13 protein-coding genes and 1 tRNA gene are annotated in these 16863 nt (G+C 70.4%); 13 read left to right on the top strand and 1 reads right to left on the bottom strand.

Annotated elements, in window-relative coordinates:
• Positions 1-23 precede the first annotated feature (23 nt).
• From metF to C8250_RS28605, 3 genes are all read left to right on the top strand, one after another.
• The gene (gene metF / locus C8250_RS28595) at positions 24-947 is read left to right on the top strand and encodes a methylenetetrahydrofolate reductase [NAD(P)H] (RefSeq protein WP_138355999.1); all 924 of its coding nucleotides are present in this window, start codon (positions 24-26) and stop codon (positions 945-947) included.
• Entirely contained in the window at positions 925-2370 is a 1446-nt protein-coding gene (gene ahcY / locus C8250_RS28600) for an adenosylhomocysteinase (protein ID WP_138355981.1), read from the top strand. The genes metF and ahcY overlap by 23 nt, the downstream gene beginning before the upstream one ends.
• A gap of 85 nt (positions 2371-2455) precedes the next feature.
• Positions 2456-4138 (top strand): hypothetical protein, encoded by a 1683-nt coding sequence (locus tag C8250_RS28605; protein WP_138355980.1) that lies wholly within the window; start codon positions 2456-2458, stop codon positions 4136-4138.
• Between the two features lie 216 nt (positions 4139-4354).
• Here the strand turns inward: C8250_RS28605 and C8250_RS28610 are convergent.
• Positions 4355-4426 (bottom strand) — tRNA-Arg (locus C8250_RS28610).
• Positions 4427-4648: 222 nt separating this feature from the next.
• Here C8250_RS28610 and C8250_RS28615 point away from each other — a divergent pair.
• The 10 genes from C8250_RS28615 (at position 4649) to prfA (ending at position 16853) form a co-directional block, all read left to right on the top strand.
• Positions 4649-5116: a response regulator gene (locus tag C8250_RS28615; protein ID WP_244809421.1), complete on the top strand. Its 468-nt coding sequence runs from the start codon at positions 4649-4651 to the stop codon at positions 5114-5116.
• Positions 5117-5229: 113 nt separating this feature from the next.
• Complete coding sequence (nrtL, locus tag C8250_RS28620) at positions 5230-6249, top strand: ArgS-related anticodon-binding protein NrtL (RefSeq protein WP_138355978.1); 1020 nt, start codon at positions 5230-5232, stop codon at positions 6247-6249.
• 14 nt (positions 6250-6263) lie between these two features.
• Positions 6264-7655 carry a diaminopimelate decarboxylase gene (gene lysA, locus C8250_RS28625; protein ID WP_138355977.1) on the top strand — a complete coding sequence of 464 codons (1392 nt, stop codon included), beginning with the start codon at positions 6264-6266 and terminating at the stop codon, positions 7653-7655.
• A gap of 112 nt (positions 7656-7767) precedes the next feature.
• Positions 7768-9060: a homoserine dehydrogenase gene (locus C8250_RS28630; RefSeq protein ID WP_138355976.1), complete on the top strand. Its 1293-nt coding sequence runs from the start codon at positions 7768-7770 to the stop codon at positions 9058-9060.
• Positions 9061-9066: 6 nt separating this feature from the next.
• Positions 9067-10158, top strand: coding sequence for a threonine synthase (thrC, locus tag C8250_RS28635; RefSeq protein WP_232485219.1), 1092 nt, complete (start codon positions 9067-9069; stop codon positions 10156-10158).
• A 312-nt stretch (positions 10159-10470) separates the two neighbouring features.
• Positions 10471-11394: a homoserine kinase gene (thrB, locus tag C8250_RS28640; protein ID WP_138355997.1), complete on the top strand. Its 924-nt coding sequence runs from the start codon at positions 10471-10473 to the stop codon at positions 11392-11394.
• 373 nt (positions 11395-11767) lie between these two features.
• Positions 11768-13876, top strand: coding sequence for a transcription termination factor Rho (gene rho, locus C8250_RS28645; RefSeq protein ID WP_187145016.1), 2109 nt, complete (start codon positions 11768-11770; stop codon positions 13874-13876).
• A gap of 229 nt (positions 13877-14105) precedes the next feature.
• Positions 14106-15227 (top strand): LCP family protein, encoded by a 1122-nt coding sequence (locus tag C8250_RS28650; RefSeq protein ID WP_138355975.1) that lies wholly within the window; start codon positions 14106-14108, stop codon positions 15225-15227.
• Positions 15228-15428: 201 nt separating this feature from the next.
• Positions 15429-15656 (top strand): 50S ribosomal protein L31, encoded by a 228-nt coding sequence (rpmE, locus tag C8250_RS28655; protein WP_138355974.1) that lies wholly within the window; start codon positions 15429-15431, stop codon positions 15654-15656.
• A gap of 108 nt (positions 15657-15764) precedes the next feature.
• Complete coding sequence (gene prfA / locus C8250_RS28660) at positions 15765-16853, top strand: peptide chain release factor 1 (protein ID WP_138355973.1); 1089 nt, start codon at positions 15765-15767, stop codon at positions 16851-16853.
• Positions 16854-16863 lie beyond the last annotated feature (10 nt).

Below are 16863 nucleotides of genomic sequence, written 5' to 3' on the forward strand. Positions count from 1 at the left end.
TGACCACCGCATTGACCACCGCTATGACCCCCGTTGTGAATGCGCCGACGACCAGTAACAACCTGCGCGATGTCCTCGCCGCCGGGCAGCGCACGTTCTCGTTCGAGTTCTTCCCTCCGAAGACGGACGCGGGCGAGCGCGTCCTGTGGGACGCGGTCCGCCGTATCGAGGCCGTCGGTCCCACCTTCGTGTCCGTCACCTACGGCGCCGGCGGCTCCTCGCGCGACCGGACCGTGGACGTCACCCGGCGGATCGCCACCGAGACGACGCTGCGCCCGGTCGCCCATCTGACCGCGGTCGGCCACACGGTGGCGGAGCTGCGGCAGATCGTCGGCCGGTACGCGGACGCCGGGATCCGCGACGTCCTCGTCCTGCGCGGCGACCCGCCGGGCGACCCGCGCGGCCCGTGGCAGCGGCATCCCGGAGGCCTGGACCACGCGGCGGACCTCGTCGAACTCGTCCGTTCCATCGGCGACTTCAGCATCGGCGTGGCGGCCTTCCCCGAACGCCACCCCCGCTCCCTGAACTGGGACGACGACATCCGGCACTTCGTCGACAAGTGCCGGGCGGGCGCCGACTACGCCATCACCCAGATGTTCTTCGACGCGGACGACTACCTGCGGCTGCGCGACCGGGTGGCCGCCGCGGGATGCGACACCCCGATCATCCCGGAGATCATGCCCGCCACCGACGTCCGGCAGATCCGGCGCTTCGCGGAGCTGAGCGACGCGACCTTCCCGCCGGCGCTGGCCGAGCAGCTGGCGGCGGCGCAGGACGCCCCGGCGACCGCCCACCGGATCGGGGTGGACCACGCGACGCGGCTGGCCCAGCGCCTGCTCGACGCCGGTGCCCCCGGCCTGCACTACATCACCCTCAACCGGTCCACCGCGACGCTTGAGATCCACCAGAACACAAGGAGCGCAGATGCCGTCCCTCACCGCCGCTGATTTCAAGGTCGCGGACCTCTCCCTCGCCGCTTACGGCCGCAAGGAGATCATCATGGCCGAGCACGAGATGCCCGGTCTGATGTCGATCCGCGCCGAGTACGCGGCGTCCAAGCCGCTGGCCGGCGCGCGGATCACCGGCTCGCTGCACATGACGATCCAGACCGCCGTCCTCATCGAGACCCTGGTCGCGCTGGGTGCGGAGGTCCGCTGGGCGTCGTGCAACATCTTCTCCACCCAGGACCACGCGGCGGCGGCGGTCGCGGTCGGCCCGACCGGCACGCCCGAGGACCCGCAGGGCACCTCCGTCTTCGCCTGGAAGGGCGAGACGATGGAGGAGTACTGGTGGTGTGCCGAGCAGGCCGTCACCTGGCCCGACGGCGGCCTGAACATGATCCTGGACGACGGCGGCGACGTCACGCTGCTGATCCACAAGGGCGTCGAGTTCGAGAAGGCCGGCGCGGTCCCGGACTCCGCCGAGGGCGACTCCGAGGAGTACGGCTACATCCTCGACCTGCTGCGCCGCACCCAGGCGGAGAGCCCCGGCAAGTGGACCACCACGGCGGCCCTCATCAAGGGCGTCACCGAGGAGACCACGACCGGCGTCCACCGGCTCTACGAGATGCGGCGCGACGGCGGCCTGCTCTTCCCCGCGATCAACGTCAACGACTCCGTCACCAAGTCGAAGTTCGACAACAAGTACGGCTGCCGCCACTCGCTCATCGACGGCCTCAACCGTGCCACGGACGTGCTGATCGGCGGCAAGGTCGCCGTCGTCCTCGGCTACGGCGACGTCGGCAAGGGCTGTGCGGAGTCGCTGCGCGGCCAGGGCGCCCGGGTGATCGTCACCGAGATCGACCCGATCTGCGCACTGCAGGCGGCGATGGACGGTTACCAGGTCACGACCCTGGAGGAGGTCGTCTCCGAGGGTGACATCTTCGTGACGACGACCGGCAACAAGGACATCATCATGGCCGCCGACATGGCGAAGATGAAGCACCAGGCCATCGTCAGCAACATCGGCCACTTCGACAACGAGATCGACATGGCGGGCCTCGCCAAGGTCCCCGGCATCGTCAAGGACGAGGTCAAGCCCCAGGTCCACACCTGGAAGTTCCCCGACGGGCACACCATCATCGTGCTGTCCGAGGGCCGCCTGATGAACCTCGGCAACGCGACCGGCCACCCGTCCTTCGTGATGTCGAACTCCTTCGCCAACCAGACGATCGCCCAGATCGAACTCTTCACCAAGACCGCCGATTACCCCATCGGTGTCTATGTGCTCCCCAAGCACCTGGACGAGAAGGTCGCCCGCCTCCACCTCGACGCCCTCGGGGTGAAGCTCACCGCCCTGCGCCCGGAGCAGGCCGCCTACCTCGGCGTCCCGGTCGAAGGCCCGTACAAGGCGGACCACTACCGCTACTGACACCACTCCTGATATCGCCACTGATCCACCCGGTACCGGTGGGTGGAGGGCGTGACGTGACGGGCGCTGCGGGGTTCATCTCCATGTGAACGGAACCTCGCAGTCCTGGCTGCCGCGCTTCAACCTCCTCGTCCCTCTCGTGAGGTCGCTCGCCGATCCGGCCGCGGTCCTGGCGGGCGCCGTCCTCGTCGGGGTGCAGGCGCTGCGGCTCGGGCAGTGGATCGTCGACGACGCGGCCATCACGTACGCCTACGCGCGCAGCATCGACGAGGGGTACGGCCCGGCCCAGCAGGCCGGTGCCCCGCCGGTGGAGGGGTACTCCAACCCGGCGTGGCTGGCGCTGCTGGTGGCCGGGCGGCGGCTGCGGCTGTTCGACCACGGGGCGCTGTTCGGGGTCTCGGACCTCGTGTGGTTCCCCAAAGCGCTGGCGCTGCTGTGCGTGATCAGCATGCTGGCCGCGGTTTCGTTCGCGGCGCGGGCGGTGCTGCCGGGGCGGGCGTGGGCCGTGACGCTGCTCGCCGGTGCGGCGATGGCCGGGAACGTCTCGCTGGTGGTCTGGCTGTTCTCCGGACTGGAGAACCCGCTGTACGGCCTCGCCGTCACCACCCTCGCGGCCCTGCTGGCCCGGTCCGTCGCCCGCGACGCCCTGCTGCGGCCGGGCACCGCCGTCGTGGCCGGCCTCCTCGCGCTGCTCGCCGCGCTCACCCGCCCGGACGGCATCATCTACGCGGCCGCGTACCCCCTGACGACGCTGCTGCTCGCGCGCCGGCGGCGCATGGCTCGTGCGATCGCTTTGTCGACAGCGACCATCGCTCTCCCTTACGCGACTCATCTGCTCTGGAGGCATGCGGAGTTCGGCCGCTGGGTCCCCAACACCGCGGTCGCGAAGGCCCAGCGGGCACCGGACCTGGCCGGCCTCGCCCGCACCACCGAGCTGCTCTCCTTCGCGGGCTGGACCCTGGTCCTCGCCGCGCTGGGCTGCACGGCCGCCGCACTCGCCCGCCCGGGTCCGGGCCGCCGAGCGCTGCTCGCCGTGCTCGTCCCGCTCGCCCTGGCCCTGACCGCCTACGGGACGCTGCAGCGCGACTGGATGGCCCTCTACCGCTTCGCGACCCCGGTATGGACGCTCGCGGCCTTCGCCGGCGCGCTGGCCGCCGTCACCGTATGGGACCGCGAACGGCCGCGCGGACGCGCGGTCCTGGCGTCGGCGCTCCTCGTCGGATCCGTCCTGTCACTCGCCGGACAGCGGCCCCGCGCGGCGGAGTTCCAGGCCGACCCGACGCTGTCGATGTGCTACGTCGCCGACCGCTACGGCCGGTTGTTCAACACCTACGCCGACCGGCTCGCCCTGCCACCCGACGTCGGCCTCCTGCTCCCCGACCTCGGCGGCACCCTCCTGACCAGCCGGCTCCGCATCACCGACCTCGCGGGCCTCACCGACCCGGCCATCGCGGACGCCTACGCGGCGAACGACACGAGCCGCCTGCGCAGCTACGTCTTCGACACCGTGCGCCCCACGTTCATCCACGTCCACCACCCCTGGCCGGCCATCTCCGGCCTCACCCCCGCAGCCCTCACCGCCCACGGCTACGTGCCGCTCTCCACCCGGACGGACACCGGCGACTGGATCCGCCGCGCCGCCGTCCCCGACCCCACCCGCCTCACGGCCCTCCAACACACCACCCTCCCCGCCATCCCCCGCTCCACCCACCTCCGCGCCACCACCCCCACCCACCCCTGCGGCCCCCGCCTCACTCCGACGCCCTGACCATGAACACCCAGGCCCCGACGGCTCCCGCCGGACATCCGGAATGCCGATCGCTATCCGCCTCCTGGCGCCGCCCGCATGACGCAACGACAGCTCGCCCGCTGGCGACACAGGTCTGCCCGGAAGGGCGTTCGGCGGGATACGGCTGGGGATACGCGAAGACCCCGTCCCCAGCGTTTCCGCTGGTTACGGGGTCCTCGGACACTTCTTGCGAAGTGCCCCCGGCAGGATTCGAACCTGCGCACCCGGCTCCGGAGGCCGATGCTCTATCCCCTGAGCTACGGGGGCGTGTCGTCCGCAGTAGCGGTGACGGGTGAAACCCTACCAGCTTGTGCATGGTGCCTGGGTACAGGGTTTTGGGGTGTTGGCCCGAAGGGGGTGGGGGTCGTAGGGGAGGGCTTTAGCGCATGGGGTGCGGTGGGCGGGGGCGGGTTCGGAAAGCTCCCTCTCACGGGGAAGAAGTGGGCAAAACGCGGACGGATCGCGATGGCCCCGCCTACTCTTCGAGATGTGCCGGGCGTGTCCGGCCGGGTCCTTGTGGTCGACGACAACAAGGTCATCCGGCAGCTGATCAGGGTCAATCTCGAGCTGGAGGGCTTCGAGGTCGTGACCGCGGCTGATGGTGCCGAATGCCTGGACATCGTCCACCGGGTGCAGCCCGATGTGATCACGCTCGATGTGGTGATGCCGCGGCTGGACGGACTGCGTACGGCGGCCCGGCTGCGGTCCGACGCGCGGACGCGGGACATACGGATCGCGATCGTCAGCGCGTGCACCCAGCTCGAGGTCGAGCGCGGCGTGGCGGCCGGGGTGGACGCGTTCCTGGGGAAGCCGTTCGAGCCCTCCGATCTGGTGAACATGGTGCGGCGGCTGGCCCATGGCGCACCGGGCGCCCCCGGCGCTCCCGGTGGTGAATCGTCCGCCGGCGCGCCCACCGAGGGCCAGGCGGCCGCGGCCCCCGGTACCGGTTGCGGCTGACGTTGCGGGTGGGGTGACGCCCGCCCCGTCCGGCGCCTTCACCGCTCGCGAAAGAGTGGAGGGCGGCGAAACCCGGTCGCATGGGCACCCCCCTCCTCGCCTACCCTTTCCGTGTGACCCCCGCTGAGCTCTCCCGTGCTGTTCTGAGCACGGTTCGCCGCGCCGTCGCGGCCGATGAGCTGCGGGTGACGGTGCCGGACCGGATCAGCGTGCAGCGTCCACCCCGGCCCGGGTGCGGCGACTACGCGACGAATGTCGCGCTGCAGCTCGCGGGCGCCGCGGGGTGCCCCCCGCGGGAGGTCGCGGAGGTGCTGCGCAAGCGGCTGGCGACGGAACCCGGTATCGCTCAGGTGGTGATCGCGGGCCCCGGCTTCCTGAACATCACGCTCGACGCGGCGGCCTACGGGGACGTGGTGCGCAAGGTGCTGGAGCGGGGCGCGGCCTACGGCCACGGCGACTCCCTCGCCGGCACGAACGTGACACCCGTCCATGACGGCGAGCCCCGCGCGGCGGTCACCGCCGAGGCGCTGGAGCGGCTGCTGCGTTCCTGCGGTGCCAATACCGGGGCTGAAGGCCCCACCGAACCCGCACCCCCCGAACCCGTCTCCGTCCGTCCCGCCGGCGCCACCGCCGCCCAGCTCTGCGAGCTCCTCGGCCCCGACGCCGCCCGCTGGGCGCTACTGCGCCCCCCGGCCGACGACACGCCGTCCCTGGATCCCGCCGTCCTGCTCTCTCAGCGCTCCGGCAATCCGCTCTTCCGGGTCCGTTACGCGCACGCCCGCAGCCGGGCACTGCTCCGCAACGCCCACGATCTGGGCATCGAACCCTCCTCAGACGCTTCGGACGGTACGTTTCACCATCCCGCGGAGACGGACCTCCTCGGCCTGATCGCCGACTACCCCCGTGTCGTAGAGACCGCTGCCCGGCACCGCGCCCCCGATCGGGTCGCCCGCCATCTGGAACGGCTCGCCGACGCTTTCCTCCGCTTCCACGACGAGTGCCCGCCGCTGCCGCGCGGCGACGAGAAACCCTTGGCCGCCCACCGTGTCCGGCTGTCGCTCGCCGAAGCGACCGGCACGGTGCTGGCAGGCGGCCTGGACCTGCTCGGCATCAGCGCGCCAGAACACCTCTGAGGAGACAGAGCCCCGTGAGTAGATCCGCCCACCCCGCCGGGCCCCGCTACGCCGACGTCATGCCCGAGGGGCATTACACCGCGCCCCCCGCCGACCTGAACGTCCTCGATCCGCGCGTGTGGGCCCGTACGGTCACCCGCAACACGGACGGTGCGGCCGAAGTCGGCGGCCTGGACGTGCGCGATCTCGCCGAGGAGTTCGGCACGCCCGCCTACTTCCTCGACGAGGAGGACTTCCGGGCCCGCTGCCACGCCTGGCGCGACGCGTTCGGCGAGGGCGCGGACGTGTTCTACGCGGGGAAGGCGTTCCTGTCGCGGGCGGTCGTGAAGTGGCTGTTCGAGGAGGGGCTCAACCTCGACGTGTGTTCCGGCGGCGAGCTGGCGGTGGCGCTGTCGGCGGGGATGCCGGCCGACCGCATCGCGCTGCACGGCAACAACAAGTCGCTGGAGGAGATCGAGCGCGCCATCGAGGTGGGTGTCGGGCGGATCGTCCTGGACTCGTTCCAGGAGATCGTCCGGGTCGCGCACGTCGCCGAGCGGCTCGGAAAGCGCCAGCGGGTGCAGATCCGGGTGACCGTCGGTGTCGAGGCGCACACGCACGAGTTCATCGCGACGGCGCACGAGGACCAGAAGTTCGGGCTGGCGCTCGCCGGCGGGCAGGCGGCCGAGGCGGTGCGCCGGGTCCTGAAGCTCGACGCGCTGGACCTGGTCGGCATCCACTCGCACATCGGATCGCAGATCTTCGACATGGCCGGCTTCGAGGTCGCCGCGCGCCGCGTGGTGTCGCTGCTCGCCGAGGTCCGTGACGAGCACGGTGTGGAGCTGCCCGAGATCGACCTGGGCGGCGGCCTCGGCATCGCCTACACCTCGGAGGACGACCCGGCCGAGCCGCACGACATCGCCAGGGCGCTGCGGGAGATCGTCACCCGTGAGTGCGAGGCGAACCGGCTGGGCGTGCCGCGGCTGTCCGTGGAGCCGGGCCGGGCGATCGTCGGCCCGACGGCGTTCACGCTGTACGAGGTGGGCACCGTGAAGCCGCTGGAGGGTCTGCGGACGTATGTGAGCGTGGACGGCGGGATGTCCGACAACATCCGCACCGCGCTGTACGACGCCGAGTACAGCGTCTCCCTGGTGTCCAGGACGTCCACGGCCGAGCCGATGCTCGCGCGGGTCGTCGGCAAGCACTGCGAGTCCGGCGACATCGTCGTCAAGGACGCGTTCCTGCCCGCCGACCTCGCGCCCGGCGATCTGCTCGCGGTTCCGGCGACCGGGGCGTACTGCCGTTCCATGGCGAGCAATTACAACCATGCTCTGCGGCCGCCCGTGGTGGCCGTGAATGATGGCGGGGCGCGGGTGATCGTGCGACGGGAGACGGAGGACGATCTCCTGCGTCTTGACGTCGGCTGACGTGAAATCTCAAAAATAGCGGGGCTGATCTCACACACCGGACACGGGATGGATTCTCGCGTCCGGTGCGTGAGACTGGTCCCACCCCGAGAGCTGTGAGAAACGAGGTCGGATGATGCGTACGCGTCCGCTGAAGGTGGCGCTGCTGGGCTGTGGTGTGGTCGGCTCAGAGGTGACGCGCATCATGACGACGCAGGGCGCCGATCTCGCCGCGCGGATCGGAGCCCCGGTCGAGCTGGCCGGCATCGCGGTGCGGCGCCCCAACCGGGTGCGCGCCGGAGTGCCCGCCGAGCTGCTCACCACCGACGCCACCGCCCTGGTCAAACGGGGCGACATCGACGTCGTCATCGAGGTGATCGGCGGCATCGAACCGGTCCGCACCCTCATCACCACCGCCTTCGAGCACGGCGCGTCCGTGGTCAGCGCCAACAAGGCGCTGCTCGCCGCGGACGGCGCGACGCTGCACGCCGCCGCCGCCGCGCACAAGGTCGACCTCTACTACGAGGCCGCCGTGGCCGGTGCCATCCCGCTGATCCGCCCGCTGCGCGAGTCGCTGGCCGGCGACAAGATCAACCGGGTGATGGGCATCGTCAACGGCACGACGAACTTCATCCTCGACAAGATGGACTCCAGCGGCGCCGGCTACTCCGAGGCGCTCGACGAGGCCACCGCGCTCGGCTACGCCGAGGCCGACCCGACCGCCGACGTGGAGGGCTTCGACGCCGCCGCCAAGGCCGCGATCCTGGCCGGGATCGCCTTCCACACCCGTGTGACCATGGACGATGTGTATCGCGAGGGCCTCACCGAGGTCACCGCCGCCGATATCGCGTCCGCCAAGCGGATGGGCTGCACGGTCAAGCTGCTGGCCATCTGCGAGCGCAGCGTCGACGGCAGGTCCGTCACCGCCCGGGTCCACCCGGCGATGATCCCGCTCAGCCACCCGCTGGCGAGCGTCCGTGAGGCGTACAACGCGGTCTTCGTCGAGGCGGAGGCCGCGGGTCAGCTCATGTTCTACGGTCCCGGCGCGGGCGGCGCACCCACCGCCTCCGCCGTACTCGGCGACCTCGTGGCCGCCTGCCGCAACAAACTGGCAGGCACCACAGGCGCCGGCGAGTCCGCGTACACGCAACTGCCGGTGAGCCCGATGGGCGATGTGGTCACCCGCTACCACATCAGCCTTGACGTGGCGGACAAACCGGGTGTTCTCGCCCAGGTCGCCACCGTTTTCGCGGAACACGACGTGTCGATCGACACGGTCCGCCAGCAGGGCAAGGACGGCGAAGCGTCCCTCGTCGTCGTCACTCACCGTGCGCCCGACGCCGCCCTGTCGGCGACCGTCGGAGCACTGCGGAAGCTCGACACCGTGCGCGGTGTCGCCAGCATCATGCGCGTGGAAGGGGAGTAACCCACTATGAACGCTGTCACCGACCACCCCCGAATGTCCGGCACCCACCAGTGGCGCGGCATCATCGAGGAGTACCGCAGCCGGCTGCCGGTCTCGGCGGACTCCCCGGTCGTCACGCTCCTGGAGGGTGGCACTCCGCTCGTTCCCGCCCAGCTGCTCTCCGAGCTGACCGGCTGCGACGTGTTCCTCAAGGTCGAGGGCGCCAACCCCACCGGCTCCTTCAAGGACCGCGGGATGACCATGGCGATCACCCGGGCCAAGGAGGAGGGTGCCAAGGCCGTCATCTGCGCCTCCACCGGCAACACCTCCGCCTCGGCGGCCGCCTACGCGGTGCGCGCCGGAATGGTCTGCGCGGTCCTGGTGCCGCAGGGCAAGATCGCACTCGGCAAGATGGGCCAGGCGCTGATCCACGGCGCGAAGATCCTGCAGGTCGACGGCAACTTCGACGACTGCCTGGACCTGGCCCGCGGACTGTCGGAGAAGTACCCCGTGGCGCTGGTCAATTCGGTCAACCCGGTACGTATCGAGGGCCAGAAGACCGCGGCGTTCGAGATCGTCGACGCGCTCGGCGACGCGCCCGACATTCACCTGCTTCCGGTGGGCAACGCGGGCAACATCACGGCGTACTGGCGCGGCTACCGCGAGTACGCGGCCGACGGCATCTCCACCCGCAAGCCGCGCATGTGGGGCTTCCAGGCGTCCGGTTCCGCTCCGATCGTCAACGGCGCTCCGGTGCGCAGCCCGCAGACCATCGCGACCGCGATCCGGATCGGCAACCCCGCCTCCTGGCAGTTCGCCGAGGAGGCGCGGGACGAGTCCGGCGGTCTGATCGAAGCGGTGACCGACCGTCAGATCCTCTCCGCGTACCGACTGTTGGCCGCCAAGGAGGGCGTCTTCGTGGAGCCCGCCTCGGCCGCTTCCGTCGCGGGTCTGCTCAAGGCGCTCGAAGAAGGCAAGGTCGACCCGGGTCAGCGGATCGTCTGCACCGTGACCGGCAACGGCCTCAAGGACCCGGACTGGGCGGTCGCCGGAGCGCCCCAGCCGGTCACCGTGGCGGTCGACGCCGACGCCGCGGCCGAGAAGCTCGGGCTGGTCTGACGCGGCGCCGTGGCGAAGGGGCGCACGAAGAAGCTCGCGACACGCATCACGCGCTGTTCGTGCGCCCTATGTCGCAGCAGAACCTTCCTTCGATAGGCTGACCCCAGCGGCGCCGCAGTGCGCCGATCCGGCTCATGCCACAGGCATTGCCGCTCCTGCCGCACACCGCAGCCCCGCCGTACACCGCCGATGGCTGGCATTCCGGGGCAGAACCGCCCTTCGCACCGGAACAAGCACCTGCACAACAGGCACCAGCGCAACGAGCACCACCTGCACCAGAACAAGCACCAGCACAAGGAGAATCGTCGAACGATGGCCGGTCCCGCGTTCCGCGCCGCCGCGGTCCGAGTGCGCGTCCCCGCGACCAGCGCCAACCTCGGGCCCGGCTTTGACGCCTTCGGCCTGGCGCTGGGCCTGTACGACGATGTCGTGGTCCGGGTCGCCGACTCCGGGCTGCATGTCGACATCGCCGGCGAGGGCGCCGAGAATCTGGCCCGCGACGAGAAGCACTTGGTCGTGCGCTCGATGCGGACCGCCTTCGATCTGCTCGGCGGACAGCCGCGCGGCCTCGAGGTGGTCTGCGCCAACCGCATCCCGCACGGCCGCGGCCTGGGCTCCTCGTCCGCCGCGATCTGCGCCGGGATCATGGCCGCCCGCGCCGTGACGATAGGCGGCCCCGAGCGTCTCGACGACGCCGCGCTGCTGGAACTGGCCACCGAGATCGAGGGCCACCCCGACAACGTCGCCGCCTGTCTGCTCGGCGGCTTCACCCTCGCCTGGACCGAGTCCGGTGCCGCCCGCGCGATCCGGATGGATCCGGCGGCCTCCGTCGTCCCGGTGGTGTTCGTACCGTCCAAGCCGGTACTGACCGAGGTCGCCCGCGGCCTCCTGCCGCGCACCGTCCCGCATGTGGACGCCGCGGTGAACGCGGGCCGCGCGGCGCTGCTGGTGGAGGCGCTCACCCGCCGTCCCGAGCTATTGCTGCCCGCCACCGAGGACCGGCTGCACCAGGACTACCGTGCTCCCGCCATGCCCGAAAGTGTGGCTCTGGTGAACCGGCTGCGTGCCGACGGCGTCCCTTCAGTCATCTCGGGAGCGGGGCCCACGGTCCTCGCGCTCACCGAGGAAGGCGCCGCGGACAAAGTCTCCCGGCTCGCGGGCGAGGGGTGGGCGGCGAACCGTCTGGCCCTCGACGCGGCAGGGGCCTGTGTACTGCCCCTGGCAGTGGGGCAGTGACACGATTGCCGGTTGGAGAGAGGGGGAATGTTTGTTGGATCCGGTAGTGTTAATGTCAAGCCTGCACTCGACGGCCCATGCATACGAATGGTGCCGAAGTGCACGCAGAAGTGATCTGTGTCCCTTCTGGGGACCGCCACTCTTCCGGGAGCCTCCCACACTGCCTGAGCATCCTGCCTAAGCAGTGTCGAGCACGCTCCGGAGTCGGCGCGAATTATCTCCTTGAACCTTCGCGCCGGAACCATGTAGGTATTTCTGCCGCCATCAGGCGGACCATCGCCCCGGCTCTGAGCAGCGGAAACGCCCAGATCCGGACAGCACAACCGGTCGCCGAGCCAGACAGGCCGACGTCCGCTCCAGGGAAGGACCCTTCGTGAGCGACACCACCGATCTGATGGGCGTGCGTGCAGACGCCGCGCCCGCTCCGGACGCCGCTGCCGCGCCTGCCACCGGTGCTGCCCCCAAGCGCCGCCGGTCGGGGACCGGCCTCGACGGCATGGTCCTGGCAGAGCTGCAGCAGCTTGCCTCCGGTCTCGGTATCAAGGGCACCGCGCGGATGCGCAAGAGCCAGCTGATCGAGACGATCAAGGAGACGCAGGCCGGCAAGGGTGCGGCCACCAGCGCTCCCAAGGCCGCCGCGGTAGCCGGGACGGCGACCGCCGAGCCCGTTGCCGAGAAGCCGAAGCGCCGGGCGACCTCCCGGGCCCGCACGGTGGAGAGCTCCGAGCCCGCTGTCGCGGCTCCGGCCGCCGCCGCGCCGTCCGAGGCGAAGCAGATCGAAATTCCCGGCCAGCCCGCCGGTGAGCAGCCCAAGGCTGCCAGGAACGAGCGGGCCGGCGAGCGCGCCGAGGCCGCAGTTGACGGTGCCGAGGGCAAGCCCGCCGCCGACGGCAGGACCGCGGCCGGCGAGGAGCGCCAGGACCGCCAGCGCGGCCAGCGCGGCGACCGGCAGAACGACCGCCGCGAGCGGCAGGAGCGGCAGCGCGAGCGCCGCAACAACCGTGGCGACGAGAACGGCGCGGCCGCCGCGGGCGGCGGCGCGGAGGGCGGCAACCGCCAGAACCGCGGCAACCAGGGCGGCGGCCAGGGCCAGAGCCCGCAGGGCCAGAGCCAGGGCGGCCAGAACCAGGGCCAGGGCCGCGACCAGGGCCAGGGCCGCGACCAGGGCCAGGGCGGCCAGGGTCAGGGCCGTGACCAGAGCCAGGGTCAGAACGCGCAGGACGACGACGAGTTCGGTGACGGCCGCGGCCGCCGTCGGGGCCGTTACCGCGACCGCCGCGGGCGGGGCAGCAACCGCCGCGATGAGCAGCAGCAGTTCGGCAACGAGCCGACGGTCAACGACGACGACGTCCTGATCCCCGTCGCGGGCATCCTGGACATTCTCGACAACTACGCGTTCATCAGGACGTCCGGCTACCTGCCGGGTCCGAACGACGTGTACGTCTCGCTCGCCCAGGTCCGCAAGAACGGTCTGCGCAAGGGTGATCACGTCACCGGCGCCGTCCGCCAGCCCAAGGACGGCGAGCGCCGCGAGAAGTTCAACGCGCTGGTCCGGCTGGACTCGGCGAACGGCATGGCGGCGGACTCCGGCCGCGGCCGTCCGGAGTTCCAGAAGCTGACCCCGCTGTACCCGCAGGACCGGCTCCGCCTGGAGACCGACCCGGGTGTGCTGACGACCCGGATCATCGACCTGGTCGCGCCGATCGGCAAGGGCCAGCGTGGTCTGATCGTGGCCCCGCCGAAGACCGGTAAGACCATGATCATGCAGGCGATCGCCAACGCGATCACCGTGAACAACCCCGAGTGCCACCTGATGGTCGTCCTGGTCGACGAGCGTCCGGAAGAGGTCACCGACATGCAGCGGTCGGTGAAGGGCGAGGTCATCTCCTCGACCTTCGACCGTCCCGCCGAGGACCACACCACCGTCGCCGAGCTGGCCATCGAGCGCGCCAAGCGTCTCGTCGAGCTGGGTCACGACGTGGTCGTCCTGCTGGACTCGATCACCCGTCTGGGCCGCGCGTACAACCTCGCGGCGCCGGCCTCCGGCCGCATCCTGTCCGGTGGTGTCGACTCGACCGCGCTCTACCCGCCGAAGCGCTTCTTCGGTGCGGCGCGCAACATCGAGGACGGCGGCTCGCTGACCATCCTGGCCACCGCGCTGGTCGAGACCGGCTCGCGCATGGACGAGGTGATCTTCGAGGAGTTCAAGGGCACCGGCAACATGGAGCTCAAGCTCGACCGCAAGCTCGCCGACAAGCGCATCTTCCCCGCGGTGGACGTCGACCCGTCCGGTACCCGTAAGGAAGAGATCCTGCTCGACCGCGACGAGCTCGCGATCGTCTGGAAGCTCCGCCGGGTGCTGCACGCGCTCGACTCGCAGCAGGCGATCGAGCTGCTGCTGGACAAGATGAAGCAGACGAAGTCGAACGCCGAGTTCCTGATGCAGATCGCCAAGACGACCCCGGGCAACAGCAACGACTGACCCGGGCTCGGGACCCTTCCGAGACGTATGTCACAGAAGGGCCTCAGGAGGCTCGGAACGGGCTCTCAGGCTCCCCGGAAGGGGTCCCTGGGAGCCCGTTCTTATGTGCGGCGTGCACACTCGCCAGGAACCACGTCGGGCGGTTCGCCGTCTGACATACAAGACAAGCCACGCCTGAGCGACACAGCTGGGGGTAGCAGCACACCGACGACGGACGAGGACTGAGGCCATGGCGGACGACACGAGCGATACGCGGGGGACGAACGGCGGCTCCCAGCACGCCTCCGGCCGCCGCCGGCGGACGGCCCCGCGCCGCCGCCTGCTGCGAATAGCCGTCTGGGCCGTGGCGGGACTGGTCGTCGTGGGCGGTGCGGGCGCCGGTTACCTGTACTTCAAGCTCAACGGCAACATCAAGGGCGTCAACATCAACCAGGCGCTCGGTGACAACCGGCCGGAGCAGGTCGACAACGGCTCGGAGGACATACTCGTCCTCGGTTCCGACTCCCGCGCCGGCGCGAACGACAAGTACGGCACGGACGAGGGCAGCGCCCGCTCCGACACCGCGATGATCGTGCACCTCTACGAGGGCCACAAGACGGCCAGCGTGGTGAGCATCCCGCGCGACACCCTGATCACCCGCCCGGAGTGCGCCAGGACCGGCGGCGGCACCTCGCCCGCGGTGAACAAGGTGATGTTCAACGAGTCGTACTCGGTCGGTGGCCCCGCGTGCGCGGTCAAGACCGTCGAGTCCATGACCGGTATCCGCATGGACCACTACATCGAGGTCGACTTCACCGGCTTCAAGGGCCTGATCGACGCCCTGGGCGGGGTCCCCGTCACCACGAGCAAGGCGATCCACGACACGTCCAGCCACCTGGACCTCGCGGCCGGCACCCACACGCTCAACGGCGAGCAGTCGCTCGGCCTGGTCCGCACCCGGCACGCGGTGGCCGACGGCAGCGACCTGGGCCGCATACAGCTGCAGCAGGCGTTCATGAAGGCGCTCATGGACCGGGTGAACGGCCTGGGCCTGCTGTCGAGCCCCACGCGGCTCTACAAGGTCGCGGACAAGGCCACGAAGGCCATCACCACGGACTCGGACCTGGCCTCCATCAGTGGTCTGAAGAGCCTGGCGGGGAGCCTCAAGGGCCTGAAGTCCGAGAACATCAACATGGTGACGCTGCCGGTCCAGTACGCCAAGAGCGACGCGAACCGCGTCGAGCCGATGGACTCGCAGGCCGCCCTGGTCTGGCAGACGCTCAAGGCGGACCTGCCGATACCGGCCGCCGCCACCAAGGGCTCCGCCGCCGACGAGACCGATGCCAAGGGCGTCGTCGGAACCGGTTCCTGAAGCCGTTCCCGAACCCCTCGAACGGGTTCCCGCACCGGTTCCGGGCCTTTTCCGGACCGTGCGGGGCCGTCGGGAATGAAATCCGGCCGCCTCTCGTTTTGGGAGATGCGGCCGGTGCTGGCAGACTGGACCGCTGGCCCCGGTTCACGTGACGCAAACCCGCTCCACGACCCGGCGCCCTCCCGAACCTAGGAGCATCCCTTGAAGCGCGAAATCCACCCCGAGTACGTCGAGACCCAGGTCACCTGCACCTGTGGCGCGTCGTTCACGACCCGCAGCACCGAGAAGAGCGGCGTGATTCGCGCCGACGTCTGCTCCGCGTGCCACCCGTTCTACACGGGCAAGCAGAAGATCCTCGACACCGGTGGCCGCGTGGCCCGCTTCGAGGCCCGCTTCGGCAAGAAGGCCGCCGGGTCCGCCCAGAAGTAGCGACCCGAAAGCGCCGGTTCTCGGTCTCCCGACACCTCGGGGGACCGGACCGGCGCTTTGTCGTCCGGTACCGATAGCAGTCCAGGGTTGTTCAGGAGAGGCACAGCAATGTTCGAGGCAGTCGAGGAACTGATCGGCGAGCACGCCGACCTCGAGAAGCGGCTCGCCGATCCCGCGGTGCACGCGGATCAGGCCAATGCCCGCAAGCTCAACAAGCGCTACGCCGAACTGACGCCGATCATCGGCACCTACCGCTCCTGGAAGCTGACCGGCGAGGACATCGAGACCGCCCGTGAGTTCGCCCAGGACGATCCGGACTTCGCGGCCGAGCTCAAGCTGCTGGACAAGCAGCGCGCCGAGCTGACCGAGAAACTGCGGCTGCTGCTCGTACCGCGCGACCCGCACGACGAGAAGGACGTCATCCTCGAGGTCAAGGCCGGAGAGGGCGGCGAGGAGTCCGCGCTGTTCGCCGGCGACCTGCTGCGGATGTATCTGCGGTACGCCGAGCGCGTCGGCTGGAAGACCGAGATCATCGAGGCGAACGAGTCCGACCTCGGCGGCTACAAGGACGTCCAGGTCGCGGTGAAGACCAAGGGCGGCAACGGTGCCACCGAGCCCGGCCAGGGCGTCTGGGCCCGGCTGAAGTACGAGGGCGGCGTGCACCGCGTGCAGCGGGTGCCCGCCACCGAGTCGCAGGGCCGGATCCACACCTCCGCGGCCGGCGTGCTCGTCACGCCCGAGGCCGAGGAGGTCGAGGTCGAGATCGGCCCGAACGATCTGCGCATCGACGTGTACCGCTCGTCGGGCCCCGGCGGCCAGTCCGTCAACACCACCGACTCCGCGGTGCGCATCACGCACCTGCCGTCCGGTCTGGTCGTCTCCTGCCAGAACGAGAAGAGCCAGCTCCAGAACAAGGAGTCGGCGATGCGTATCCTGCGTTCCAGGCTGCTCGCCGCCGCGCAGGAGGAAGCCGACCAGGAGGCCTCCGACGCGCGCCGCAGCCAGGTCCGCACGGTGGACCGCTCCGAGCGGATCCGGACGTACAACTACCCCGAGAACCGCATCTCGGACCACCGCGTCGGCTTCAAGGCGTACAACTTGGACCAGGTCCTCGACGGGGACCTCGACGCGATGATCCAGGCGTGTGTCGATGCCGACTCCGCCGCCAAGCTGGCCGCGGCCGGCGACGCCGGCTGACACCAGCCGA

It is taken from the genome of Streptomyces sp. So13.3, from assembly GCF_005860785.2.
Lineage (GTDB): Bacteria > Actinomycetota > Actinomycetes > Streptomycetales > Streptomycetaceae > Actinacidiphila > Actinacidiphila fildesensis.